23 protein-coding genes and 1 pseudogene are annotated in these 22,281 nt (G+C 63.0%); 6 read left to right on the top strand and 18 right to left on the bottom strand.

Annotation, left to right across the window (positions count from 1 at the left end; all coding sequences use genetic code 11):
• Positions 1-2: 2 nt before the first annotated feature.
• Together argF and JQ624_RS36465 are read right to left on the bottom strand one after the other, a co-directional pair.
• On the bottom strand, positions 3-929 hold the full coding sequence (gene argF, locus JQ624_RS36470; protein WP_212423708.1) for an ornithine carbamoyltransferase: 927 nt from the start codon (positions 927-929) through the stop codon (positions 3-5).
• Positions 929-2,137: an aspartate aminotransferase family protein gene (locus JQ624_RS36465; protein WP_212423707.1), complete on the bottom strand. Its 1,209-nt coding sequence runs from the start codon at positions 2,135-2,137 to the stop codon at positions 929-931. The genes argF and JQ624_RS36465 overlap by 1 nt, the downstream gene beginning before the upstream one ends.
• Before the next feature lie 505 nt (positions 2,138-2,642).
• On the opposite strand from JQ624_RS36465, the gene JQ624_RS36460 reads away from it, so the two are divergent.
• Positions 2,643-3,155: a GcrA family cell cycle regulator gene (locus tag JQ624_RS36460; RefSeq protein ID WP_212423706.1), complete on the top strand. Its 513-nt coding sequence runs from the start codon at positions 2,643-2,645 to the stop codon at positions 3,153-3,155.
• A 306-nt stretch (positions 3,156-3,461) separates the two neighbouring features.
• Here the strand turns inward: JQ624_RS36460 and phoB are convergent, their stop codons facing one another.
• The 6 genes from phoB to pstS all read right to left on the bottom strand — a co-directional run bounded on the left by phoB (position 3,462) and on the right by pstS (position 8,746).
• Positions 3,462-4,169 (bottom strand): phosphate regulon transcriptional regulator PhoB, encoded by a 708-nt coding sequence (phoB, locus tag JQ624_RS36455; protein WP_212423705.1) that lies wholly within the window; start codon positions 4,167-4,169, stop codon positions 3,462-3,464.
• 22 nt (positions 4,170-4,191) lie between these two features.
• Positions 4,192-4,911, bottom strand: coding sequence for a phosphate signaling complex protein PhoU (gene phoU / locus JQ624_RS36450; RefSeq protein WP_212423704.1), 720 nt, complete (start codon positions 4,909-4,911; stop codon positions 4,192-4,194).
• Between the two features lie 11 nt (positions 4,912-4,922).
• The gene (gene pstB / locus JQ624_RS36445; RefSeq protein ID WP_212423703.1) at positions 4,923-5,744 is read right to left on the bottom strand and encodes a phosphate ABC transporter ATP-binding protein PstB; all 822 of its coding nucleotides are present in this window, start codon (positions 5,742-5,744) and stop codon (positions 4,923-4,925) included.
• Positions 5,741-6,586: a phosphate ABC transporter permease PstA gene (pstA, locus tag JQ624_RS36440; protein ID WP_212423702.1), complete on the bottom strand. Its 846-nt coding sequence runs from the start codon at positions 6,584-6,586 to the stop codon at positions 5,741-5,743. The genes pstB and pstA overlap by 4 nt, the downstream gene beginning before the upstream one ends.
• A 1-nt stretch (position 6,587) precedes the next feature.
• Positions 6,588-7,586 (bottom strand): phosphate ABC transporter permease subunit PstC, encoded by a 999-nt coding sequence (gene pstC, locus JQ624_RS36435; protein WP_212423701.1) that lies wholly within the window; start codon positions 7,584-7,586, stop codon positions 6,588-6,590.
• Between the two features lie 149 nt (positions 7,587-7,735).
• Positions 7,736-8,746, bottom strand: a complete 1,011-nt coding sequence (pstS, locus tag JQ624_RS36430; protein ID WP_212423700.1) for a phosphate ABC transporter substrate-binding protein PstS — start codon at positions 8,744-8,746, stop codon at positions 7,736-7,738.
• A 307-nt stretch (positions 8,747-9,053) separates the two neighbouring features.
• On the opposite strand from pstS, the gene JQ624_RS36425 reads away from it, so the two are divergent.
• The 3 genes from JQ624_RS36425 to JQ624_RS36415 all read left to right on the top strand — a co-directional run bounded on the left by JQ624_RS36425 (position 9,054) and on the right by JQ624_RS36415 (position 11,196).
• On the top strand, positions 9,054-9,380 hold the full coding sequence (locus JQ624_RS36425; RefSeq protein WP_212423699.1) for a helix-turn-helix transcriptional regulator: 327 nt from the start codon (positions 9,054-9,056) through the stop codon (positions 9,378-9,380).
• 128 nt (positions 9,381-9,508) lie between these two features.
• Positions 9,509-10,660: an MFS transporter gene (locus JQ624_RS36420; RefSeq protein ID WP_212423715.1), complete on the top strand. Its 1,152-nt coding sequence runs from the start codon at positions 9,509-9,511 to the stop codon at positions 10,658-10,660.
• Positions 10,660-11,196, top strand: coding sequence for a hypothetical protein (locus JQ624_RS36415; protein ID WP_212423698.1), 537 nt, complete (start codon positions 10,660-10,662; stop codon positions 11,194-11,196). Before JQ624_RS36420 ends, JQ624_RS36415 begins: the two co-directional genes overlap by 1 nt.
• Positions 11,197-11,257: 61 nt before the next feature.
• On the opposite strand, the gene JQ624_RS39055 is transcribed toward JQ624_RS36415, so the two are convergent.
• From JQ624_RS39055 to JQ624_RS36375, 9 genes and pseudogenes are all read right to left on the bottom strand, one after another.
• The gene (locus tag JQ624_RS39055; protein ID WP_249130353.1) at positions 11,258-11,467 is read right to left on the bottom strand and encodes a GDCCVxC domain-containing (seleno)protein; all 210 of its coding nucleotides are present in this window, start codon (positions 11,465-11,467) and stop codon (positions 11,258-11,260) included.
• Between the two features lie 135 nt (positions 11,468-11,602).
• A pseudogene (locus JQ624_RS36410) lies at positions 11,603-12,012 on the bottom strand (OsmC family protein).
• Position 12,013: 1 nt separating this feature from the next.
• Positions 12,014-12,250 carry a thioredoxin family protein gene (locus JQ624_RS36405; protein WP_212423697.1) on the bottom strand — a complete coding sequence of 79 codons (237 nt, stop codon included), beginning with the start codon at positions 12,248-12,250 and terminating at the stop codon, positions 12,014-12,016.
• A gap of 16 nt (positions 12,251-12,266) precedes the next feature.
• A complete protein-coding gene (locus JQ624_RS36400; protein ID WP_409334419.1) occupies positions 12,267-13,256 on the bottom strand; it encodes a permease in 990 nt (329 codons plus the stop codon).
• 92 nt (positions 13,257-13,348) lie between these two features.
• Entirely contained in the window at positions 13,349-14,380 is a 1,032-nt protein-coding gene (locus JQ624_RS36395; protein WP_249130352.1) for a hypothetical protein, read from the bottom strand.
• 357 nt (positions 14,381-14,737) lie between these two features.
• Positions 14,738-16,030: an ATP-binding protein gene (locus JQ624_RS36390; protein WP_212423694.1), complete on the bottom strand. Its 1,293-nt coding sequence runs from the start codon at positions 16,028-16,030 to the stop codon at positions 14,738-14,740.
• A 42-nt stretch (positions 16,031-16,072) separates the two neighbouring features.
• Positions 16,073-17,134, bottom strand: a complete 1,062-nt coding sequence (locus JQ624_RS36385) for a lysylphosphatidylglycerol synthase domain-containing protein (protein ID WP_212423693.1) — start codon at positions 17,132-17,134, stop codon at positions 16,073-16,075.
• Positions 17,135-17,410: 276 nt separating this feature from the next.
• Complete coding sequence (locus JQ624_RS36380; RefSeq protein WP_212423692.1) at positions 17,411-17,707, bottom strand: hypothetical protein; 297 nt, start codon at positions 17,705-17,707, stop codon at positions 17,411-17,413.
• Positions 17,708-17,709: 2 nt separating this feature from the next.
• A complete protein-coding gene (locus JQ624_RS36375) occupies positions 17,710-19,101 on the bottom strand; it encodes an OmpA family protein (protein ID WP_212423691.1) in 1,392 nt (463 codons plus the stop codon).
• A gap of 166 nt (positions 19,102-19,267) precedes the next feature.
• Between JQ624_RS36375 and JQ624_RS36370 the strand changes: the two genes are divergently transcribed.
• Positions 19,268-20,326, top strand: a complete 1,059-nt coding sequence (locus JQ624_RS36370) for a polysaccharide deacetylase family protein (protein ID WP_212423690.1) — start codon at positions 19,268-19,270, stop codon at positions 20,324-20,326.
• 70 nt (positions 20,327-20,396) lie between these two features.
• Here JQ624_RS36370 and JQ624_RS36365 read toward each other — a convergent pair whose 3' ends face one another.
• Complete coding sequence (locus JQ624_RS36365) at positions 20,397-20,882, bottom strand: hypothetical protein (protein WP_212423689.1); 486 nt, start codon at positions 20,880-20,882, stop codon at positions 20,397-20,399.
• Between the two features lie 467 nt (positions 20,883-21,349).
• Between JQ624_RS36365 and JQ624_RS36360 the strand changes: the two genes are divergently transcribed.
• Positions 21,350-22,150 (top strand): SDR family oxidoreductase, encoded by an 801-nt coding sequence (locus JQ624_RS36360; protein WP_212423688.1) that lies wholly within the window; start codon positions 21,350-21,352, stop codon positions 22,148-22,150.
• Positions 22,151-22,281: the final 131 nt, after the last annotated feature.

The following is a 22,281-nucleotide window of genomic DNA, read 5'->3' as shown; positions in this document are numbered from 1 at the left end:
GGTTACGCTACTTCGTTAAAACACCAGGCCAGAATGCCCTTTTGCGCGTGCAGGCGGTTTTCGGCTTCGTCGAACACCACCGATTGCGGGCCGTCGATCACCTCGTCAGTGACTTCCTCGCCGCGATGCGCGGGCAGGCAGTGCATGAAGATCGCGTCACTCTTGGCCAGCGACATCAGCTTGGCATTGACCTGATAGGGCTTGAGCACGTTGTGGCGATGTTCGCCGTCCTTGTCGCCCATCGAGACCCACGTATCGGTGACGACGCAGTCGACGCCGCGAACTGCGGCTTCGGGATCGTTGCCGAGCACGATGGGCGCCTGGGTCGCCTTGATCCAGTCCTTCATCGCCTTGTTCGGCGCGAGCTGCGGCGGGGTTGCGACATTGAGCTGGAACTTGAAACGCTCCGCCGCATGCGCCCACGACGCCAGCACGTTGTTGTCATCACCGGTCCAGGCCACGGTCTTGCCCTCGATCGGCCCGCGATGCTCCTCGAAGGTCATCAGGTCGGCCATCACCTGGCAGGGATGCGAGCGGCGCGTCAGCCCGTTGATCACGGGCACGGTGGCGTGCGCGGCCAATTCCAGGAGCGCATCGTGATTGAGGATGCGGATCATGATCGCATCGACATAGCGCGACAGCACGCGCGCGGTATCGGCGATGGTCTCGCCGCGGCCGAGTTGCATCTCCGCACCCGTCAGCATGATGGACTCGCCGCCGAGCTGGCGCATGCCGACGTCGAACGACACCCGCGTGCGGGTCGAGGGACGTTCGAAGATCATTGCCAGCGTCTTGCCTTCGAGCGGCCGCCTGCTCTTCTCATGCGCCTTGAGCTTCGCCTTCATGTCGGCGCTCAGCGCCAGCATGTTGCGCAACTCCTTCGGCGGCAATTCGTTGATGTCGAGGAAGTGACGGACGGATTTGCTCATCATCCCGCCGCCTTCTTCAACTGATTACCCGACAGCGCGACGCAGGCGCGTTCCAGCATCTGAACGGACTCGTCGATCTCGGCCTCGGTCACGATCAGCGGCGCCAGAAATCGAACCACATTGTCGCCGGCACCGACGGTGAGTAATTTCTCGGCACGTAGCGCGTTGACGAGATCGCCCGACGGCACCACGGCCTTGACGCCGACCAGGAGCCCCTCGCCGCGCACTTCCGAGAGCACGGCGGGATAACGATCGACCACGGAGGCCAGTTTCTGTTTCAAGAGCAGCGACATCTTCTGCACGTGGTCGAAGAAGCCGGGCTTCAGCATCACGTCGAGCACGGCATTGGCGGAAGCGATCGCCAGCGGATTGCCGCCGAACGTCGAGCCGTGCGAGCCGGGCGTCATGCCGCTTGCGGCTTCCGCAGTGGCCAGCACCGCGCCGATCGGAAAGCCGCCGCCGAGTGCCTTGGCCAGCGACATCACATCCGGCGTCACGCCGACGCGCTTGTAGGCGAACAGATCGCCGGTGCGGCCCATGCCGGTCTGCACCTCGTCGAATGCCAGCAAGAGGCCGTGCTCGTCGCAGAGCTGGCGCAGCGCCTTGAAGAAAGCCTGTGGCGCGGAGCGCACGCCGCCCTCGCCCTGCACCGGCTCGATCAGGATGCCGGCGGTGTGCGGGCCGATCGCCTTCTTGACCGCTTCGAGATCGCCGTGCGGCACCTGGTCAAAGCCGTCCATCGGCGGGCCAAAACCTTCGAGATATTTGGCGGAACCGGTCGCTGCGAGCGTGCCCAGGGTGCGGCCGTGGAAGGCGCCCTCGAAGGTGACGAGCCGATAGCGTTCGGGATGCCCCTTGGAGAATTGATAGCGGCGCACGACCTTGATCACGCCTTCCATCGCCTCGGCGCCGGAATTGCAGAAGAACACGAGGTCGGCAAAGCTCTGCTCGCACAGCCGCGCGGCAAGCTTCTCGCCGTCCGGGCTCTTGAACAGGTTCGACATGTGCCACAGCTTGGTCGCCTGCTCCTGCAGCGCCGCGACCAGATGCGGATGGCAGTGACCCAGCGCGTTCACCGCGACGCCGGAGGTGAAGTCGAGATAGCGCTCGCCGTTGGTTGCGGTCAGCCAACAGCCCTCGCCGCGCTCGAAGCCGAGATCGACCCTGGCAAAGACGGGGAGCAGATGCGACGTGGCGCTATTGGTCATGGCAATCACTGAAGGTTTGAGACCTGCTTTCAAGACCTGCCGCGGAGCACACGCGTGCATAGGCGCGAACGCGGCAACGGCCGGTCTTGCGAAAACGAAACGTGCCGCCTCTTAAGGGCGGCACGTGGGAGGTATTCTATGTGGGCGGGGAGCGCTGTCAACACGCCACGAAGCCGCCTTTCCTGCACTGCAAGATGGGGCAAATCCGTAAGATTGCGGTGTGGTGGAAAACACGCAGTGCAATGCCTAGATGTCGGAACATGTGGACGCGCGGCCGCGGACTCTTGCGCCCGAGTCACGCCATATTGTAGCCTTTGGGCTGTCGGGTACGACATCTCGTGCGGCAGTTCTGATCCCAAGAGTTCATTTTGTGCAGCGTACACGTTCGGGCGCGGTTTTCGCGCCCGGCGAGGGCTAAGGGATTCTGACCGCAGGGATTTTTGAGACGAATGACGTCGCCAGCGCTGCCCCAGATTGGCCGGCGCGACGCGAAGGGAAGAATGCGATGACCGTATTGACCTGGTCCGACGATCGCGTCGAGCAGCTGAAGAAGCTCTGGGAAGCCGGATTATCGGCCAGCCAGATCGCCGCGGAACTCGGAAATGTGACGCGAAACGCCGTGATCGGCAAAGTGCACCGGCTGGGCCTGTCTGGCCGCGCCAAGAGCCCCTCCTCGGCCGCCCCGCGGCAGCGCAAGGCGCGTCCCGCCGCCCAGCAGATGATGCGGGTGTCGCGCCCGGTCTCGCGCGGCAACACCGCGCTGGCGCACGCCTTCGAGGTCGAGATGGAGGCTGATCCGATCGCCTTCGACAACGTGGTGCCGATGAGCCAGCGGCTGTCGCTACTCGAACTGAACGAGGCGACCTGTCACTGGCCGGTCGGCGATCCCTCGAGCCCGGAATTCTTCTTCTGCGGCGGCAAGGCGCTCGCCGGCCTGCCCTACTGCGCGCATCACTCGCGCGTGGCGTATCAGCCCGCCGCCGATCGCCGGAGGCAGCAGCCGAAGCCGACAAGGTAAGGCGAGCGGTATCTCATCGTAGCCCGGCGCACGCGAGGCGAAATCCGGGACGGCCTCGCGATTGGCTGACATTCCCCGGGTTGCGCTTTGCTTCACCGGGCTACGCATTCCACCTGCTTCAACAAACTATCGCCAGCCGTCATTGCCAGCGACAAACGCGAAGCGTTTGCGCAAGGCAGCGCAAGCGACGAAGCAAGCCATACTTGCTTGGTCGCGCGATGGATTGCTTCGCTTCGCTCGCAATGACGATAAGAGAAGTCCCTGCCTTCACGGGGACGACGGTGAGGTGCGAGGCGACACTGGGAGCTATTGCTGCTCCACCTTCGCAAACCGGTCATCCAGCGCGTAACCGGCGCCGCGCACGGTGCGGATCGGGTCCTGCTCGCGGCCGGGATTGAGCAATTTGCGCAGGCGGCCGATATGCACGTCGACGGTGCGTTCGTCGATATAGATGTCGCGGCCCCAGACGCTGTCGAGCAATTGCTCGCGGCTGAAGACGCGGCCGGGATGCTCCAGGAAAAATTCCAGCAAGCGATACTCGGTCGGGCCGAGATCGATCGAGCGGCCCGAACGCGCGACGCGGCGTTTTTCGCGATCGAGTTCGATGTCGCCATAGGTCAGCACCGTGGCGAGACGCTCGGGGCTGGCCCGCCGCAACAGGCCCTTCACCCGCGCGAGAAGTTCCGGCACCGAGAACGGCTTGACGATGTAATCGTCGGCGCCGGTCGCCAGCCCCCGCACCCGCTCGCTCTCCTCACCGCGCGCGGTCAGCATGATGATCGGCAATTGCTTGGTCTCCGGCCGGGCCCGCAGGCGGCGGCAGAGCTCGATGCCGGACAGCCCCGGCAGCATCCAGTCGAGCACGACGAGATCGGGCACGCGCTCCTTCAGCCGCGTATCGGCATCGTCGCCGCGGCCGACGGTTTCGACCTCATAGCCTTCGGCGTCGAGGTTGTAGCGCAACAGCGTGGTCAGCGCTTCCTCGTCCTCGACCACCATAATGCGCGCGCTCATTCTGCTTCAGCCTTCTATCCGTTTATGAGTTGCCGGGGACCGTGGTAGCAAAATTCGTCATGTCGCCCTTCGGGCGCTTGTCGAGCATCTGCTGTCCCTCGATCATGTAGAACACGGTTTCGGCGATGTTGGTGGCGTGATCGCCGATGCGCTCGATGTTCTTGGCACAGAACATCAAATGGATACAGAAGGAGATGTTGCGGGGATCTTCCATCATATAGGTGAGGAGCTCGCGGAACAGCGAGGTGCAGATGGCGTCGACTTCCTCGTCTCCCTTCCAGACCGCCATCGCCGCCGGCAGATCGTGCGCCGCATAGGCGTCCAGCACCGACTTGACCTGCGACAGAACCAGATCGGTCATGTGTTCGAGGCCGCGCATCAATTTCAGCGGCTGGAAATCATTCTCCAGCGCCGCGACCCGCTTGCCCATGTTCTTGGCGAGATCGCCGATCCGTTCCAGATCGGTGGCCACCCGCATGGCGCCGACGATTTCGCGCAGATCGATCGCCATCGGCTGGCGCCGCGCGATGGTCAGCACCGCGCGCTCCTCGATCAGATGCTGCAGCCGGTCGATCTCGACGTCGGAGGCGACGACGCGCTTGCCGAGGGCGATGTCGCGGCGGACCAGCGCATCGACGGATTCGGTGATCATGCGCTCAGCCAGGCCGCCCATCTCGGCGACGAGACGGGTCAATTCCTGGAGATCGCTGTCAAATGCCTTGGCGGTGTGTTCGGAAGCCATGTGTTATCTCCTCAACCGAACCGGCCGGTGATGTAGTCCTGGGTGCGTCGATCGCTCGGCGAGGTGAAAATCTTGTTGGTGTCGTCGAACTCGATCAGCTCGCCGAGATACATGAAGGCGGTCTTGTCGGAGACGCGGGCCGCCTGCTGCATGTTATGGGTGACGATGGCGATGGTGTAGTCCTCCGCCAGCTCCGTGATCAATTCCTCGATCTTGGCGGTCGAAATCGGATCCAGCGCCGAACAGGGCTCGTCGAACAGGATCACCTCGGGCCGCACTGCGACCGTGCGGGCGATGCAGAGCCGCTGCTGCTGGCCACCGGACAGCGACAGGCCGCTTGCGTTGAGCTTGTCCTTGACCTCGTTCCACAGCGCGCCGCCGCGCAGCGCCTTCTCGACCCGGCCGTCCATCTCGGACTTGGAGATCTTCTCATAGAGGCGGATCCCGAAGGCGATGTTTTCGTAGATCGTCATCGGGAACGGCGTCGGCTTCTGGAACACCATGCCGACACGGGCCCGCAGCAGATTGAGGTCGAGCTTGGGGTCGAGAATGTTGGTCTGGTCGAGCATGAGCTGCCCGGTCGCGCGCTGGCCGGGATAGAGATCGTACATCCGGTTGAAGATCCGCAGCAGCGTGGACTTGCCGCAGCCGGACGGGCCGATGAAGGCGGTGACGCGGTTTGTGCCGAGCGTCAGGTTGATGTTCTTCAGCGCCTGATGCTCGCCATAGTAAAAGTTCAGGCCGCGCGCGGTCACCTTGGGCGCGGCCTCGGGCAGCGCCACCTGCGGACCGGGCCCGCTCGCGTTACTCACGGATACGGAGAGTTCGGTCATTTGGATGTCCTCTCGGCGCCGAGAATGCGCGCGCCAATATTCAGGGCAAGTACGGTGAGCGTGATCAGCAGCGCCCCGCTCCAGGCGAGCTGCTTCCAGTAGACATAGGGGCTCTGGACGAAGTTGTTGATGGTGACCGGCAGGTTCGCCATCGTCTTGGTCATATCGAAGCTGAAGAACTGGTTGGAGAGCGCGGTGAACAACAGCGGCGCGGTCTCTCCGGCGACGCGGGCGGTGGCGAGCAGGACGCCGGTGATCAGGCCGCTTCGCGCGGCGCGATAGGCGATCCGCCGGATCACCAGCGAGCGCGGCAGGCCGAGCGCGGACGCCGCCTCGCGTAAGGGATTGGGCACCAGCCCGAGCATGTCCTCGGTGGTGCGGACCACGACGGGGATCACGATCACGGCGAGCGCCAGGCAGCCGGCGAAGGCCGAGAAGCCGCCCATCGGCACCACGATGGCGCCATAGATGAACAGGCCGATGATGATCGACGGCGCACTCAGCAGGATGTCGTTGATGAAGCGGATCACCGAGGTGAGCTTGTCGTGCTTGCCGTATTCGGCGAGATACGTTCCGGCGAACAGGCCGAGGGGCGCGCCGATGCCTACCCCGATCACGGTCATCATGATCGAGCCGATGATGGCGTTGCGCAGGCCGCCATCGGTCGAACCCGGCGGCGGCGTATCCTGGGTGAAGACGGCGAGATTGATGCCGGCGAGACCGTTATAGAACAGCGTGAACAGGATCAGCGCCAGCCAGGTCACGCCGAACATCGCAGCTCCCAGGCACAGGAACTTGACGATGATATTGTTGCGGCGGCGGGATAGGTAGATCGGGTTCATGTCAGTTCCCCGCCTTCTTTTCCAGCCGCATCAGCATCAGCCTTGCCGCGGCAAGAACGAAGAACGTCAGCACGAACAGAAGCAAGCCAAGCAGGATCAGGCCGGATTGGTGCAAGCCGTCGCTCTCGGCGAATTCGGAGGCGATCGCCGCCGAGATCGTGGTGCCCGGCGCGAAGATCGAGGACGATATCTTGAACGAATTGCCGATGATGAAGGTGACCGCCATGGTCTCGCCGAGCGCGCGGCCGAGCGCCAGCATGATGCCGCCGATCACGCCGACGCGGGTGTAGGGGATCACCACGTTGCGCACGACTTCCCAGTTGGTGCAGCCGACGCCGTAGGCGGCTTCTTTCAAAACCGGCGGCACCGTCTTGAAGACATCGACCGAGATCGCGGTGATGAACGGCAGCACCATGATCGCCAGGATCAGTGCGGCGTTGAACAGGCTGAGATAGGAGGGTGGACCGGCAAAGATCGTGCCCAGCACGGGGACGCCGTCGAACACGCTGATCATGAACGGCTGGAACGTATTGGCCAGGAACGGCCCCAGCACGAAGAAGCCCCACATGCCGTAGATGATGGAGGGAATGCCGGCCAGCAGTTCGATGGCGAGGCCTATCGGGCGGCGCAGCCAGATCGGGCAGATCTCGGTGAGGAAAATCGCAATGCCGAGGCCGACGGGAATGGCGATCATCATCGCGATCACGGAGGTGATCAGCGTGCCGTAAATCGGGCCGAGCGCGCCGAGAACAGGCGGATCGGCCGACGGCGCCCAGCGCTGCGTCCACAGGAAGGCGAGGCCATATTCACGGATGGCGGGCCAGGCACCGACGATCAGCGAAAGGATGATGCCGCCGAGGATGAGGAGAACCGAGATCGCGCAGGCGCGCGTGATCCAGTAGAAGGTGACGTCGCCGAGCTTGAACGCGCTGAGGGCCCTCGCGCGATCGTAAGGTCCGGCAGCTTCCATTACGTCGCTTTCAACCGCCATTTCTGCCACGCCAATCCCCCGTACTTATAGCCCAATGACCCGGACTCCGGTGCACGGCTTTTTCGGCTCGCGCATTGTTCTTGCCACTCCCGTCGGGAGAGGAGGTGCTCAACCCGGACATTCCGGGTTGAGCGATCGTGTTGCGAGGCGCTGGCCCGTCAGCTCTTGATCTCAGCCGACCAGGTCTTTTCGATCAGCTTGACCACCGATTCCGGCATCGGGATGTAGTCGAGCTCTTCGGCCATCTTGGCGCCCTTCTCGAACGACCATTTGAAGAACTTGATGGCTTCCTGGGAGGCTGCCTTATCGGTCGCATCCTTGTGCATCAGGATGAAGGTCGCCGCCGTGATCGGCCACGAGGCTTCGCCGGGCTGGTCGGTGAGGATCACGTAATAGCCGGGCGCCTTGGCCCAGTCGGCGTTGGAGGCGGCCGCCTGGAACGCTGCGATGGTCGGCTGCACGGTTTTGCCGGCCTTGTTGATCATCGCCGCATAGGTCAGCTTGTTCTGCTTGGCGTAGGCATATTCGACGTAGCCGATCGCGTTCTTGGTCTGGCCGACATTGCCGGCAACGCCTTCGTTGCCCTTGGCGCCGACGCCGGTCGGCCATTCGACTGCGGTGCCCGAGCCGGCCTTGGCTTTCCATTCGGCGTTCGACTTCGAGAGATAGTCGGTGAAGTTGAAGGTGGTGCCCGAACCGTCGGAGCGGCGGACCACGGTGATGGCGTCGGCCGGCAGCTTCAGCTTCGGATTGAGTTTTGCGATCGCGGCATCGTCCCACTTCTTGATCTTGCCGAGATAGATGTCGCCGAGCACTTCGCCCGACAGCACCAGTTCGCCCGGTTTGATGCCTTCGAGGTTCACGACCGGCACGATCGCGCCCATCACCATCGGCCACTGCACCAGGCCGTCCTTCTCGAGCGTCTCATGCTTGAGCGGCGCGTCGGTGGCGCCGAAAGTCACGGTCTTGGCCTGGATCTGCTTGATGCCCGCGCCGGAGCCGATCGACTGGTAGTTCAGACCGTTGCCGGTCTCCTTCTTGTAGGCGTCGGCCCACTTCGAATAGATCGGGAAGGGGAAGGTGGCGCCCGCGCCGGTGATATCGGCAGCGAAGGCCGACGTCGAAGCGGCAACCAGGCCGGCAGCGACGATTGTCCTGAGGAAATTCATGGGTTGGTCTCCATCTGGTGAGCGAAGCGCCTGTTGCGCCCGATCGCGCTCACTCGCCGCTCATCTAGGAGCGGTCGATAGAGCTTTTACGAAGGTTCGGTGACAGTTGGATGACATACCCAAGCGATTGAAATCGCTTGGATTTAATGGACTGAAGGGGTCTTAGCCTGGGGAAACCAGGCGGTAGAGGCCGCGCGGTTCCCGCGCAAGCTTTCGATCGGCCGCCGGAGGGGGAGGGACAAGGCACATATAACTATAAAACTAGTATTATGGTTGTAATGCTCACGCCGTAGCGGTATGAGGAAGCATGGACAGAGAGCTCGCCGCACGCTGCCTCGCCGAACTGGGCAACCTGACCCGCCTGGACATCTATCGGCTTCTCGTTCGCGCCAGCCCGCCGGGGCTCAACATCAGCGAAATACAGACCCGTCTCGACCTGGCGGCCTCGACCTTGGCCTTTCATCTGCGAGGCCTGGTTGGTGCAGGCCTCGTCGCGCAGGAAAAGATCGGGCGGGAGGTGATTTGCCGCGCCCAGTACCACCGCATCGACTCCATCATCTCCTTCTTGCGGGAGCATTGTTGCGAAGGATTTGAGGACGATTTGCCGGCAGAGGCCGGGCGCCGTGCAGGCTGAGCTACCGCAGCCGGCCCGCCCGAAGTTGCCGACCATTCACTATGGTTGGGTCATATTGGGGGCCGGCACATTTGGCTCCTTCATGACATTGCCCGGCCAGACGGCGGGCGTCTCCGTTTTCTTATCCGATCACCACCGAACTCGGCATCTCGCGCACGTCGGCCTCGATTGCTTATGCGGCCGGCACGCTCGCAGGAATTCTGCCGGCGCCCGCGATCGGCCGCTGGATCGACCGGCTTGGACCACGGCCCACCGCCACCATCATCGCCGGTGGACTTGCTTTGGCCTGCGCGTTCATGGCGAGCGTTCAGTCCGCGCTCATGCTGCTGATCGGCTTTGCGTTCCTGCGTGGCGCTGCGATCGGCGGCCTCAGTCTCGTGAGCCAGCAAGTCGTCAATCTGTGGTTTGTGCGACGGCGCGGCATCGCGGCAGCCGCCGCCAGTCTCGGGCTCGCGGCCGGATCAATGGTTTTTCCGCAATTGATCGATTTCCTCATTTCGCGGCTCGGTTGGAGAGGCGCCTATCTCGCACTTGCCGGATTTGTCGCGCTGACCATACTGCCAGTCGCCGCTCTGCTATTCCGGGATCGCCCGGAGAAATTTGGTCTCAGCCCGGACGCCGGGCTTGCGCTGACAGCGAAAGATCCACGGCCGGAGCCGTCGTTTTCGCGGCAGCCGGCGCTTCGCACGGGCGTGTTCTGGCTGCTGTGTGCCGCCGGCTTTCTGACCAATGCGGTCGGCACGGCGCTCTTGCTCAATCACTTCTCGATCATGCAGACTGCCGGAGTCGCGCATGTGGATGCGCTTACGCTGCTGGCGCTTGCTGGCGGCGTTCAGGCTGTCGCCACCCTCGGCACGGGATTCCTGGTGGACCGCTATGAACCACGACGTCTGGTTCCGCTGGCGATGGGCATGCTTGCGCTCGCGTCCGCCCTTCCGGCGTTCGGCGGCGGCGTTACCGTAAGCTGGCTCTACGCGTTGAGCCTGGGCGGCGCATACGGCTCGCAGCAAGCGATCAATGCCGCCGGCTACGCCCAGTATTTTGGCCGCGATCATCTCGGCGCAATCAGGGGAACGTCGTTCGTATTCGGCGTTGCGGGCGCAGCATTGGGTCCCCTTCCCTTCGCGGCAAGCATCGACTGGACGCAAAGCTACGCGGCCGTACTCACGGTCTGCTGCGGACTTGCCCTCCTTTGCGGGGCGGCGGCTTTCGTCGTCGGTTGCCCGTCAGCGACGGCAAATACGACGGCGATTCCGTCTCCGATGACGGAGCGAACGTGATGACGGGTGGGGAAACAACCGTGGTGGCGGGGATCGAAATTCCCTCGACCGATCCTGTCTTTCTCACAGTGATTTTCGGATTGCATATCCCGCTTGGCCTTGCGTGTGTTGGTATGGGCGCTATCGCAATGTTGAGCGAAAAGCGTCGCGGCCAGCATTCGAAGTTTGGAACGATCTATTTCTGGTGTCTGCTGGCGCTGTTCGCGTCTGCGACGTTCCTGTCCGTTATGCGCTGGGCCGAGAACTATCACTTGTTCATTCTTGGAGCGATGTCATTCGCCTCCGCTTGGGGCGGGCGCGTAGCGCTCAGGCGGCGGTGGCGCGACTGGGTTAGGCTCCACATCACGGGGATGGGCCTGTCGTATACCCTGATGCTTATTGCTTTCTACGTCGATAATGGAAAGCAACTGCCGCTCTGGAAGGAATTGCCACATTTCATGTACTGGGCGATACCTCTCGCATTCGGCATACCGCTCATCGTACGCGCGCTTCTTTGGCACCCGTTGGCGCGAGCGCGCACAGAGGTTTCCAGTTAGTGCGGCAAGATGCGACGCGCTCTGGCCGCTCTGCCAGCAGGACATGCGAACTCTGGTCGCCTCAGCGACAACAAGCGCCCTTGCCGTTCTCCTGGATCGGCGGGCACGGCACGGTCCCGTAGGAACAGAAGACGCAGCAATCGCCCGGCTTGGGCTTGAGCCGGGTACCGCAGCCGCCGCAGTTATAAAAGAACTGGCAAGCGTCGGTCGGCATGGTCTCTGTGGCTTGGTGCCCGCACTCCGGGCAGGTCAGGGTCGATTGAAGCTGCATCGCGTCGCCTGTGCTTTCCGATAAGCATAGCACAACCAGTTAAGACAGCCCGTTCTTGGGCACGCTTTCGATCAAAAGCCGGCCGCGATGCCGGTTGAGAAAACGATCCCGCTAATCCAAATGCGCGCCGGGAACCTATGCTCTTCTCTTGATGACACCTTCGAGCCTGGTGGCTTCCGCCACCGTATTGGAGATCGTTCCGTACTTGCGGACATTGGTATGCAGCAATTCAAGCCGCTGGTCGCTCTCGTCGGTATCGACGATGAGTTCATAATCGACCGATACCGGGGCGGAGCATCCTGGCGAACGCCGTGCAGACGGACCTCGACGCCGCTCAGCTTGAATTTGAGCATCGGCGTTACGCGTTCGATGCCCTTGATCATACAGGCGGCAATGGCCGCGAGGAACAATTCGGCCGGGTTGAAGGCGTCCGACCGTCCTGCCATGGCTGTGTCCAGAACGATCTCGGCTTCCTTGGTTCTGGCGAGACTGCCATGCGCATCGAGACGCCGCGCCGTGACCTTGTATTCGAGATTCGCGGCCATTTCAGGCGCCCAGCCATTTGGCGAGGTCTTCGGGCTTCGGCAATCCGCCCGCATGCACGACCTTGCCGTCGATGACTACGCCCGGTGTCGAGGCGATGCCGTAACCGGCAATCGCCGCGTAGTCGGTCACTTTCTCAATGGTGACGGGAACGCCCAGTCTGTCGGCTTCGGCCTGCACCATCTCGGCAGCAGCGATACACCGTTTGCAGCCCGGGCCGAGCACCTTGACGTCTTTCATGGATATCCCCTGGGTGTCAGTTGAACAGCGCATTGAACAGGAAGCCGACTGCGAGAATGCCGGTCCCGACAACGCCGACGAAGACCGCAATGAGTCTTGGGCTCAGCACCTTGCGCAGGATGATCATCTCCGGAAGCGACAATGCAATCACCGACATCATGAAGGCGAGCACGGTCCCGAGCGCCGCACCCTTGGCAAGCAGGGCTTGAACCACCGGGATAATGCCGGCGGCGTTCGAGTACATCGGAATTCCAATCAGGACCGCGGCCGGTACCGACCACCAGGCGCCCTGTCCCATGACCGAGGCCAGCAGGTCCGACGGCACGTAACCGTGGATCAACGCCCCGATGGCGATCCCCGCGATGATCCAGGGCCAAACCTTGCCGACGATCTCGCGCACGGCTTCGATCCCCGCCTTGATACGATCAATGACGGTGACGTTTTCCGGAGGCAGTTCGGCTGCGCTCGCGCGGATGTTGCGAACCCATTCCTCCAACCAGTTTTCGAGATGCAGGCGGCCGATCACCCAGCCTGCGGCGATCGCGACGAAGAGACCGAAGCCGAGATAGGTGAGCGCTACTTTCCAGCCAACGAGCCCGAACAGAAGCCCGAGCGCCACCTCGTTCACCATGGGGGCCGAGATCAGGAACGAGAAGGTGACGCCTAGCGGAACGCCGGCGCTGACGAAGCCAATGAACATCGGCACTGCGGAGCATGAGCAGAACGGGGTGAGAATCCCGAGACCCGCCGCCAGCACGTTGCCGCCGCCTTCCCGCTTTCCGGCAAGAAGCGCGCGCGTCTTCTCCGGTGAGAAGAAACTGCGCACCACTCCCATGCCGAACACCACGAGTGTCAGCAGCATCAGGACTTTCGGCGTATCGTAGATAAAGAAACTGAGCGCCTCGCCAAGCTGGCTGGTGGGATCGATGTGAGCCAGCGACACCACCCATTCCGAAAACGGAACGAGCTGACTGTAGACGAGGCCCCAGAGCAGTAGGGCTGCCATGGTCCCGGCGACCCATTTGGCGGTCGAGGGGCCGGCGCCCGGCGCACGTTCGGTGACAGATCCCAAGGTCATGCGGCACGCCTTTCCTGGGCCTAAATCGTAAACACCGGCGCGAACCCGCCGCCCGCCGTCCGGAAATTCGTTGTCTGGCCCTGGTAGAGGCGCGCCGCCGTCAGAAGAATCTGGCCGTCATAGACGTAGAGCCGGACATCGGTCTTGCGAGCCTCGGGAGTGCCGTCGAGCTTGACCATACGCTCGCCAGGGGCCGCAAAATCCTGGGCGACGTATCCGCCCTTGACCACCTCGGCCCACACTCCCTTCGTTATCTTGTCGCCGCGATAGACTCCCTTGCTGCCGTACCCGCTGACCGGTTTGAAGAACAGCGTCTTCCTTTTCTCCCAAAGTTGAGCCGCATTATCGGACGTGACGACCACCGTATGCGGCACCCCGGAAAGATGGTCGGCCATCGCCGGCGAGAGCCCCCAGCCGCGCAGCGCTGCTCTATCGGAGAGCAGTCCGAGATTGCGCTTGTCCGCATACAGGGCGTGCACATGCGGATTGGGCGTAACCACGACGGCGTTGTCGAGATAGGCCGCGCGGAGAGCCTCGTGCCCGGGGCGATCAAGGGAAAAATCCACCAGCCGGTTGTACACGAGATCGATCGGTTGACTGTCGATCGTCAGCGTACCCTGCGCGTATCTGAGCTTTCCGGCATCCGCGATGACCGCCTCGATGCCGTGCTTCACAAAGAAACGCTGTGCCAGCAGGAACTCCGGATAGAGATACTGTTCTTCGGGCCGATCATCGACGATGGCAATCCGGCCTATCGTGCCGACCTGGCGCTGCAACTTGAATTCATTCCGGAACATGCGCAGCACCGCCGATTCAAAACTGGCGTTGCTGGTTTTTCCCAGAGCGACTTCGATCTCTGCGCAGCAGGCCCGCTGAGCATCCGCGAGCAGTGCATTGAGGAAAGCGCCGCCCGCATTGGTATTGACCTCGATCAGCCTCGGCCCTGCTGCGGCGACATGGAAGTCGAAGCCCATAAAGACACCGCGCGGGCCGAAATCATGCTGCGCGAGTTCCGGGGCCCAGGACAGCGCGGCTCGCTGATAGCCCGGCAATTTGGTCGCGGCCTCGATCGCTCGCACGATGCGAAGCATCTCAATCGTTTCGGATTCCGAGATGAACACCGGCGCGTTTGAAAATAGATGCGGCCGCGTTCGGATGAACGTCGCGCAGAACTCCGCGTCTCCAACTTCCCGTTCCAGCGCGTCGCACAAGGCGTCGCGATCCAGCGTGATGCAGAAGCATTCCCGATTCAGACGCTCGGAGATCGATCGGTCGTCCACGATCGGAGCATCCATTGGCTCGCCCTTACGTCTTGTCTACAGCATACCTTATAGCCATCTCCCGGGAGCACACCCTTGCGCCAGGTCAATGCGTGCGAAGCTGAGGCATCGCGACGGTCGGCGACCAACTCACGGAGACTTGGCCTGGGGAAAACAGGCGGTAAAGACAGCGCCGTTTTTCGGCACGCTTTCGATCAAAAGCCGGCCGCGATGGCGGTTAAGAATATGTTTCACCAAGGATAACCCGAGCCCGGTTCCGCCCTGCGCGCGGCTGTCGCCGACATCGACCCGGTAGAAACGCTCGGTCAGCCGCGGCAGATGCTCCGGCGCGATGCCGGGACCGAAATCCCGGACCATGACGCGCACTTCCGGGGTCCCCTCGCCCGAACTCGCCTGAGTCAGGCAAACCACGACCCTGCCGCCCGAGGCACCGTATTTGAGCGCATTCTCGATCAGGTTTTCGAACAGCCGCAACAGTTCCTCACGATCGCCCGCGATCATGACCGGCGCCTCCGGCAGATCGATCTCGATCACGACCTGACGCTCCCCGGCCAGCGGCTCCAGCCCGTCCGCGACCTGGCGAATGATCGGAACCAGATCGACCGATGCATCGGGCCGGACATGGGCCGACAATTCGACCCGCGACAATGACAGCAAATCGTCGATCAGCCGCGCCATTCGCGTCGCCTGCGTATGCATGATGCCGAGGAAGCGCTCGCGCGCCTTGGCGTCGTCCTTGGCAGGCCCCTGCAGCGTATCGATGAAGCCCGACAACGCCGCGAGCGGCGTCCGCAACTCGTGACTGGCGTTGGCGACGAAATCGGCGCGCATTTCCTCGACCCGCCGCAGCGGCGTCAGGTCGTGGAAGGTCATCAGCATGCATTTTTCGGTGCCGCCGAACAGCGTCGGCACCGGCACCGGCGTGATGATCAGTTCCATCCAGCGGTCGACCGGCACCTGGTCGAGATAGGTCGCCCGGCGCGGTTCGGTGGTCGCGATCGCCTCGCGCAACGCGGTGATGATCTCGGGCGAGCGCAGCGCGAACTGCGCGAGCTCGTTCTTGCGCAAGGCGGGCGCGAGCTGGGCGGCTGCGGCGTTGAGATGCAGGACGCGGCCGGCGCGGTCGAGCAGCACGGCCGGATCCGGCATGCCGGCAACGACGGCGCTGACGGCTGCAGACTCGACCGGAGTGACGGCGCGGACATCGTCACGGGAGGCTGTCACATGATGCAGCCGCCACGGCACCAGGGCTGCGGCGGCGATACAGATGAAAACCGCCACAGCGCGCGCCAGCGAGAGATCGGCCAACAGCACGAGCGCGCAAAGCGCCAGGCCGGCGGCGAGCAGGATGATGGCCGAATGCCGCAACCGGTCCGGCCACGGTGAAAAGAAGGAGGAAGAGCTGGAATCGTCGATCGCCATGGCGCAGGCTTTTTCCTCTATTGGGCGGGCGCCGTCACGGAATCAGGCGCCCGTGTCTCCACGCTCGCGCACATAGACGGCGGCCTCATGCCTCGTCGGCTCGGCGTCGGTACCGGACGCCAACTGGCGCAGGCGCTTCGAGCGCGCGCCGATGATAATCTCCCGAAGCGTCAGCAAGATTACAGATATGACAAAGGGACCGATATAATAGAGGACGCGGAACAGCAGCATGCCGGCGAGCAGTTCCTCCCGGTCCATCTGCCAGAGGCCAACCAGCATGGCGGCATCGAAAACGCCGAGCCCGCCCGGCGAATGGCTGGCAAACCCCAACAGCGTGGCCGAGACGAAGATCACCGCGACGACAACAAAACCCAGATTGGGCTCGTCCGGCACCAGCACATACATCGCCAGCGCACAGAAGCCGAGATCGACAATGCCGATAGCGATCTGCAGCAGCGTCAGCGGCCCGCCCGGCAGCGTGACCGTCCATGGCCCGCGGCCGACGCCGCGCGGCTGAACCCAGACCCAGACCACATAGCCGACCAGTCCAACGATGATGGCGCACGCCGCAACACGGTTGAACCAGACCGGCAGCTGATCGATCGAAGCGGCGGCTTCCGGGTGATAGGCGATGCCCAGCCCCAGCACCGCGGCATTGCCGAGCCAGAAGGTCAGCCCGGCGAGGAAACAGATCTTGGCGACATCGATCGCGTTCAGCCCCCAGGCCGAATAGATCCGGTAGCGCACTGCGCCGCCGGTGAAGACGCTGGCGCCGACATTGTGTCCGATTGAGTAGGAGGTGAAGGCGGCAAGCGCGTTGACGCGGTAGGGAATGTGGCCCTTGCCGATCGTGCGGACCGCGAACCAGTCATAGAAAGTCAGCGTGAAATAGCCCGCCGCCACGAACAGAGCCGCCAGCGCGACCTGGCGCGGCTCGGTGCCCTTGATGGCGTCGATCACCTCATCGGTGTCGATACCGCGGAGCATGTGATACAGCACGTAGCACGCAACGGCGATGACCGTGATGCTGATCAAGACCCCGAGTTTGTGCAGGACCTGCTTCTGGCGCAGAAACGAGATCGCCCTGCGTATTGCTTCCAGCATCTACACCTCGAATTGCGCTTATGCGACGACGGCAATGGCGTGAACCCCGCCGGCGCTACGCTGCTCCCTTGCCCCTCTGGTAGCGCGTTTTGAGCCGGAGTGGAATTCGCCTGACGACAATAAAACGCGCTTCTTCAACATATTAGCCGTAGTTGATGACGGCGGTAGCACAGTTTTGCTGCATTCCCGCCGCCCGATGGGGGTTCCGGACCATAGAAGGGGCTGGTCAACAACCCGTGACAATGACGGGGGAAAGCTGCCCGGCCCATGCTGCGGTCAGGCCGGCGGCGCACTGCGCGAGACTACCCAGTCGCGCAACCATGATCCGACCGCACAGCCGCAGAGATAAAGCGCGAACATGATCAGCCCAAGGTCGAGCCAATAGCCGAAGCGGCCGGGCACGGCGCGCGCGAGCGCGGCTCCGATCAGCGCCGCGACCAAAGCCGAAAGCGCCCATCGCAGCTTCCGCGAGACGCCTTCGCCGTGCTGGACCACGGATATCCAGCCCATGGCGAAGCCGAGCAGCACCGATGCCAGCAACCAGCCCCAGTAGAATGTGGTCAGATAGGCCATGCTCACTTCACCACGAAATCGATGCGGCGGTTCTGCGCCTTGCCCTGGTCGGTGTCGTTACCCGCAATCGGCTGCGTCGCACCATAGCCGACCGCGCTGAACCGGTTGGCCGGCAACCCCGCCTTGACCAGGTAGTCGGCGACCGCCTGGGCGCGCTTCTCGGACAGCTCCTGGTTGGCCGCCTCGTCGCCGTCGGTATCGGTATGTCCTGATATCTCGATATTGGCGGTCGGACAGCGCAACGCGGTTTCGATCAGGCGGTCGAGCAGACCGGCGGAATCCGCGACGATATCGGCCTGGCCGGATTCGAAGCGAATCCGGGCCTTGCCGAGCAGATCGGTGAATAATTGCTGGCAGACCGTCGCATCCACCGGCGCCGCGGCCGGCCTGACCGAGATTTCCGGCTTGAACTGCCAGCCCTGCGGAAACTCCTTGCCGAGGCCGGCGCGGATCTGGCCGGCGGCGGCTTCATAAAGCGCATCGCCCGACAGCTTGACCTCGCGGTCGGAGACGACCAGCGTGCCGGTCGACAGCCGCGACAGCGCGCCGAGCGCAGGCACCACCGCGTTGGCAAAGCCTGAGGGCGCGCCGATGCTCTCCTTGAGGTTGTCGACGACCTTTTCCCTGAAGAACTTGCGCCCCGCCGCCGCCACCAGCGCCGCATGGACGTTATTGTCGGGCACATAGCCGGTCAGCGTCACCGTCACCGCGACCGGATCCTTGTAGGCCTGGAAGATGTAGGGCGGCGCCTTGACGTCATTGACGGCGACCGAATAGCCCTCGGGCAGATTTTTCAGCGCGGCGGCGATGGCTTCCCTGCCGCCGAGTTCGCGGGCCATGCCGGTCAGGCTGACCCTGGTGTCCGTCAGCGTGACCTTGCCGTCCTTCAGCTTGCCGACCTGATCGAGCAGCAACAGAGCGGCATTGTCGAAACGCGGCGGCGCGCCGCGCGCCAAATTCGTCCGGTCGGCGACCTCGACGCCGCCAACGGCACGCGCCGCCTCCAGCAATCTGCCCTTGCTCGCCGGCAGCGGCGAACTGCCTGACAGCGTCACCCGAAGGACGTCGCGTTCGGCCGACCAGACAAACGGTTTGGCTTCGGGAACGAGCCGGGTTTCATCGTTAACCAAGCGCACGCCCGGCACCGCTTCCACCGACGCCACCGCACCCTGCCGGCCGTCTTCCGAGAAAGCATCCGCCGCAAGCGTCACGTCGCGGCCTGCGACCGAGATTCGCCTCTTGTCGAGGATGGTGTCCTTGAGGGCTGCGGTCGAACGCTGCGCCAGGTCGGCTTCAAGCGGTTCGGTGCTCGTCCAGGCCGCGATAGCCCAAAAGATGACCAAAGGAATGATGCCCGGCCACCATTTGCCACTCCACCTGAAAAGTCCGTGCATTCGAGTTCCTGCGGGGTCCGGAACGGAGAGAAAACAAACCCTTGCGAGGCTGTCAAACCCGAAATGTCGCAGGGGCCGAAACGCTCTGAAATTGGTCCGGCTAACTGTTTCTTCAGCGGTCTTTCGCTAATTTCGCTCCGTAAATAACCGGGCGCCCTGCATCTCGATGAAACTGCTTCGCAACACCGTCATCCGCGCCGGACTGGAAGCGCTGTACTTCTCCGGAGCGCATTACCTGCTGCGACCAATCTTCGCGGGTGTCGGCGTCATTTTCATGCTGCACCACGTCCGCCCCCGCCGCGACGGCGCGTTTCAGCCCAACCATCATCTCGAGGTCGATCCGGAGTTCTTGCGGGCGATGCTGGCGCATCTTCGTAACCTCGACGTCGACATCGTCACCATGGACGAGGTGCATCAGCGGCTCCAGCAGCGCAAATTCGCGCGGCGCTTCGCCTGCTTCACCCTCGATGACGGCTATCGCGACAACCGCGATTTCGCCCTGCCGGTGATGCGTGAATATGACGCGCCCCTCACCGTCTACGTGACGAGCGATTTCGCCGAAGGCACCGGCCGGTTGTGGTGGGTCGCGCTCGAGAAGGCGATCGCAAAGGCGTCGTCGATCGAAGCCCCGATCGGCGGCGTCACGACCCGCCTCGACGCCTCGACGCCGGCGGCCAAGCAGGCGACTTTCGACCGCCTGCACGACTGGCTGCGCGCGCTGCCGGGCGAACACGACATGCAGCGCGAAATCTCCGCGCTCTGCACGCGATATGAGGTGGACGAGACTCCGATCGCCCGCGAGTTCTGCATGTCGTGGGAGGAATTAAAGGCATTCGCCGAGGATCCGCTGGTGACGATCGGCGCGCATACGATCACGCATTGCAATCTGGCGCGGCAGAGCGAGGAGACCGCTTCGTTCGAACTGGCCACCAGCCGCGCGCGGATCGAAACCGCGCTGCAGCGGCCGGTGCTTCATCTCGCCTATCCCTATGGCGACCGGATCGCGGCGGGCCGGCGCGAATTCCGCCTGGCGAAAGCGGCCGGATTCAAGACCGCGGTCACGACGCGGCCGGGCATGATCTTCCCGGAAAGCGCCGAGCATATGACCGCGCTGCAACGGGTTTCGCTCAACGGCAATTACCAGGATGCGCGCATCCTCCCGGTGCTGACCTCCGGCGCCGCCACCGCCATGTGGAACGGCTTTCGCCGCATCGACGCGGCGTAGTGTTTCCGCTGTGCGATCTCACCTTCACCCGTTGCGGGAGAAATTGTAGTCCGCGGCCAACACTCGTTTCTTAATCCACGAATTCAAGTTCAAAGCGATTTGCACCCGTCACCTTGGTCGTGAATTTGGTGGCCCTCCCGGAGAGCGCAGCCAAGCTGCCTGAGCCCAGTTTGAACACCGCTTTGCCGGAGCCTGTCACACCGACAGGCTTACCATCTTTCATGCTGACAGTGGCTGTGCCTTCCGTCATTTGAGTGACCGCAAATCCTCCGGCGACCCTATGAACTCCACCCGCCAACAGGAAGTCGCCTTGAGGACCATCCCACTCGCTGACGTGAACTGCCGAATACACGGCTCCCTTCAAGAGACCATCGATGCCATAGCAGGAGAATTGATAGCTCAGTAACCCGTGTCCGGCGCGGTCGCCCAAAGGCTCCGGATTACCGATGCCGACAATGCTGCATTCATATCGCCCTATCGTGTCGGAATAGGCCAATCCCGTTGCACTCATCAAAGCGAGCGCAGAACACGCCAAAGTAATGAAGCGATTCCTCATTGCGGCCTCCCTTCCTGATTGTATTTGGGAAACGTTACGCGCTACGGAAAAAACCTTCCTTGATCGAGATCAACCGAAGGGTAGACGATGACCACCCTCGCCGACCTCAAGCGGCACTTCCTGAAGCTTTGCGGCCAGCGGCCGACGTTCAGTAGTGTGATAGTTCACCGAAGGCATCGGCACTCAGCGGCGAGTTGGAGTTCATCCGCGCGCCTCACATCACATCAGAGATTGCCTATGCGGTCGGGATGCACGAGCTGGGTCACATCAAGAGCCACAATCGATCCACCGATCAGATCGAGCGTGAATGCGCGGCTCATTCGAGACGGGTCGAGGGGTCCTCTCCGCGGAGACAGCCCCCTCCTCCGGCGCGGATTTCACCCGCGCCACACAAGGGGGAAGCGACCCCTTCCTTGACTTGCCGGCCTCCCCCGCCCAAAACCGGTGGCAAAGCAATGGAGGAACGCATGTTCAAGGATCTGTTTTCGCTTAACGGCCGTGTCGCGCTGGTGACGGGCGGCTCGCGCGGCATCGGCAAGATGATCGCGGCCGGATTTCTCGCGCAGGGCGCGGCGAAGGTCTACATCACCGCGCGCAAGGCAGGCCCCTGCGAGGCGACCGCGAAGGAACTCTCCGCCGCCTATGACGGCGAATGCATCGCGCTGCCGATCGACATCTCCACGGTCGCGGGCTGCGACAAGCTGGCTGGCGAAATCATCAAGCTGGAGCCGAAGCTCGACATCCTCGTCAACAATGCCGGCGCGGCGTGGGGCGCGGAGTTCGACGAATTCCCCGAAAGCGGCTGGGACAAGGTCATGGACCTCAACGTCAAGTCGCTGTTCTTCCTGACCAAGGCGCTGGCGAAACCGTTGCGCGCGGCGGCCTCGCCCGAACGGCCGGCCAAGGTCATCAACATCGCTTCCGTCGACGGCATTTTCGTCAATCCGAGCGAAACCTATTCCTACGCCGCAAGCAAGGCCGCCGTGATTCATCTGACGCGGCGCATGGCAACGAAACTGATCAAGGACAATATCAATGTCACCGCGATCGCGCCGGGCGCGTTCAAGTCGGACATGAACCGGGCGGCGCGCGACCACTCGGACGAAGTCGCCAAGCGCATTCCGGCGAAGCGTATCGGTACCGACGAGGATATGGCGGGGGTAGCAATCTATCTCGCCTCGCGCGCGGGCGATTACGTGGTCGGCAACACCATCGCCGTCGATGGCGGCGTGGTCTACGCAAATGCGGGGCTTGAGATCGCGGGGTAGAGTTTTGCAGGCGACGCCTACCGGTCGTCATACCCCGCGAAGGCGGGGTATGGATTCACGTTTGAAGTGCAACGGTTGATTTGAGTTCGGAGAATGCCTCTGCGGGTGTCTTGAAGTCCAGGCATTTGCGG

It is taken from the genome of Bradyrhizobium sp. AUGA SZCCT0283 (assembly GCF_018130385.1).
Classification (GTDB): Bacteria; Pseudomonadota; Alphaproteobacteria; order Rhizobiales; family Xanthobacteraceae; genus Bradyrhizobium.
This window is presented reverse-complemented; position numbering and strand designations above follow the sequence as displayed.

Coding starts and splice junctions, on each gene's coding strand:
- argF (WP_212423708.1), bottom strand. CDS start 929: ATGAGCAAATCCGTCCGTCACTTCCTCGACATCAACGAATTGCCGCCG.
- JQ624_RS36465 (WP_212423707.1), bottom strand. CDS start 2,137: ATGACCAATAGCGCCACGTCGCATCTGCTCCCCGTCTTTGCCAGGGTC.
- JQ624_RS36460 (WP_212423706.1), top strand. CDS start 2,643: ATGACCGTATTGACCTGGTCCGACGATCGCGTCGAGCAGCTGAAGAAG.
- phoB (WP_212423705.1), bottom strand. CDS start 4,169: ATGAGCGCGCGCATTATGGTGGTCGAGGACGAGGAAGCGCTGACCACG.
- phoU (WP_212423704.1), bottom strand. CDS start 4,911: ATGGCTTCCGAACACACCGCCAAGGCATTTGACAGCGATCTCCAGGAA.
- pstB (WP_212423703.1), bottom strand. CDS start 5,744: ATGACCGAACTCTCCGTATCCGTGAGTAACGCGAGCGGGCCCGGTCCG.
- pstA (WP_212423702.1), bottom strand. CDS start 6,586: ATGAACCCGATCTACCTATCCCGCCGCCGCAACAATATCATCGTCAAG.
- pstS (WP_212423700.1), bottom strand. CDS start 8,746: ATGAATTTCCTCAGGACAATCGTCGCTGCCGGCCTGGTTGCCGCTTCG.
- JQ624_RS36425 (WP_212423699.1), top strand. CDS start 9,054: ATGGACAGAGAGCTCGCCGCACGCTGCCTCGCCGAACTGGGCAACCTG.
- JQ624_RS36415 (WP_212423698.1), top strand. CDS start 10,660: ATGACGGGTGGGGAAACAACCGTGGTGGCGGGGATCGAAATTCCCTCG.
- JQ624_RS39055 (WP_249130353.1), bottom strand. CDS start 11,467: ATGCAGCTTCAATCGACCCTGACCTGCCCGGAGTGCGGGCACCAAGCC.
- JQ624_RS36405 (WP_212423697.1), bottom strand. CDS start 12,250: ATGAAAGACGTCAAGGTGCTCGGCCCGGGCTGCAAACGGTGTATCGCT.
- JQ624_RS36400 (WP_409334419.1), bottom strand. CDS start 13,256: ATGGCAGCCCTACTGCTCTGGGGCCTCGTCTACAGTCAGCTCGTTCCG.
- JQ624_RS36390 (WP_212423694.1), bottom strand. CDS start 16,030: ATGGCGATCGACGATTCCAGCTCTTCCTCCTTCTTTTCACCGTGGCCG.
- JQ624_RS36385 (WP_212423693.1), bottom strand. CDS start 17,134: ATGCTGGAAGCAATACGCAGGGCGATCTCGTTTCTGCGCCAGAAGCAG.
- JQ624_RS36380 (WP_212423692.1), bottom strand. CDS start 17,707: ATGGCCTATCTGACCACATTCTACTGGGGCTGGTTGCTGGCATCGGTG.
- JQ624_RS36375 (WP_212423691.1), bottom strand. CDS start 19,101: ATGCACGGACTTTTCAGGTGGAGTGGCAAATGGTGGCCGGGCATCATT.
- JQ624_RS36370 (WP_212423690.1), top strand. CDS start 19,268: ATGAAACTGCTTCGCAACACCGTCATCCGCGCCGGACTGGAAGCGCTG.
- JQ624_RS36365 (WP_212423689.1), bottom strand. CDS start 20,882: ATGAGGAATCGCTTCATTACTTTGGCGTGTTCTGCGCTCGCTTTGATG.
- JQ624_RS36360 (WP_212423688.1), top strand. CDS start 21,350: ATGTTCAAGGATCTGTTTTCGCTTAACGGCCGTGTCGCGCTGGTGACG.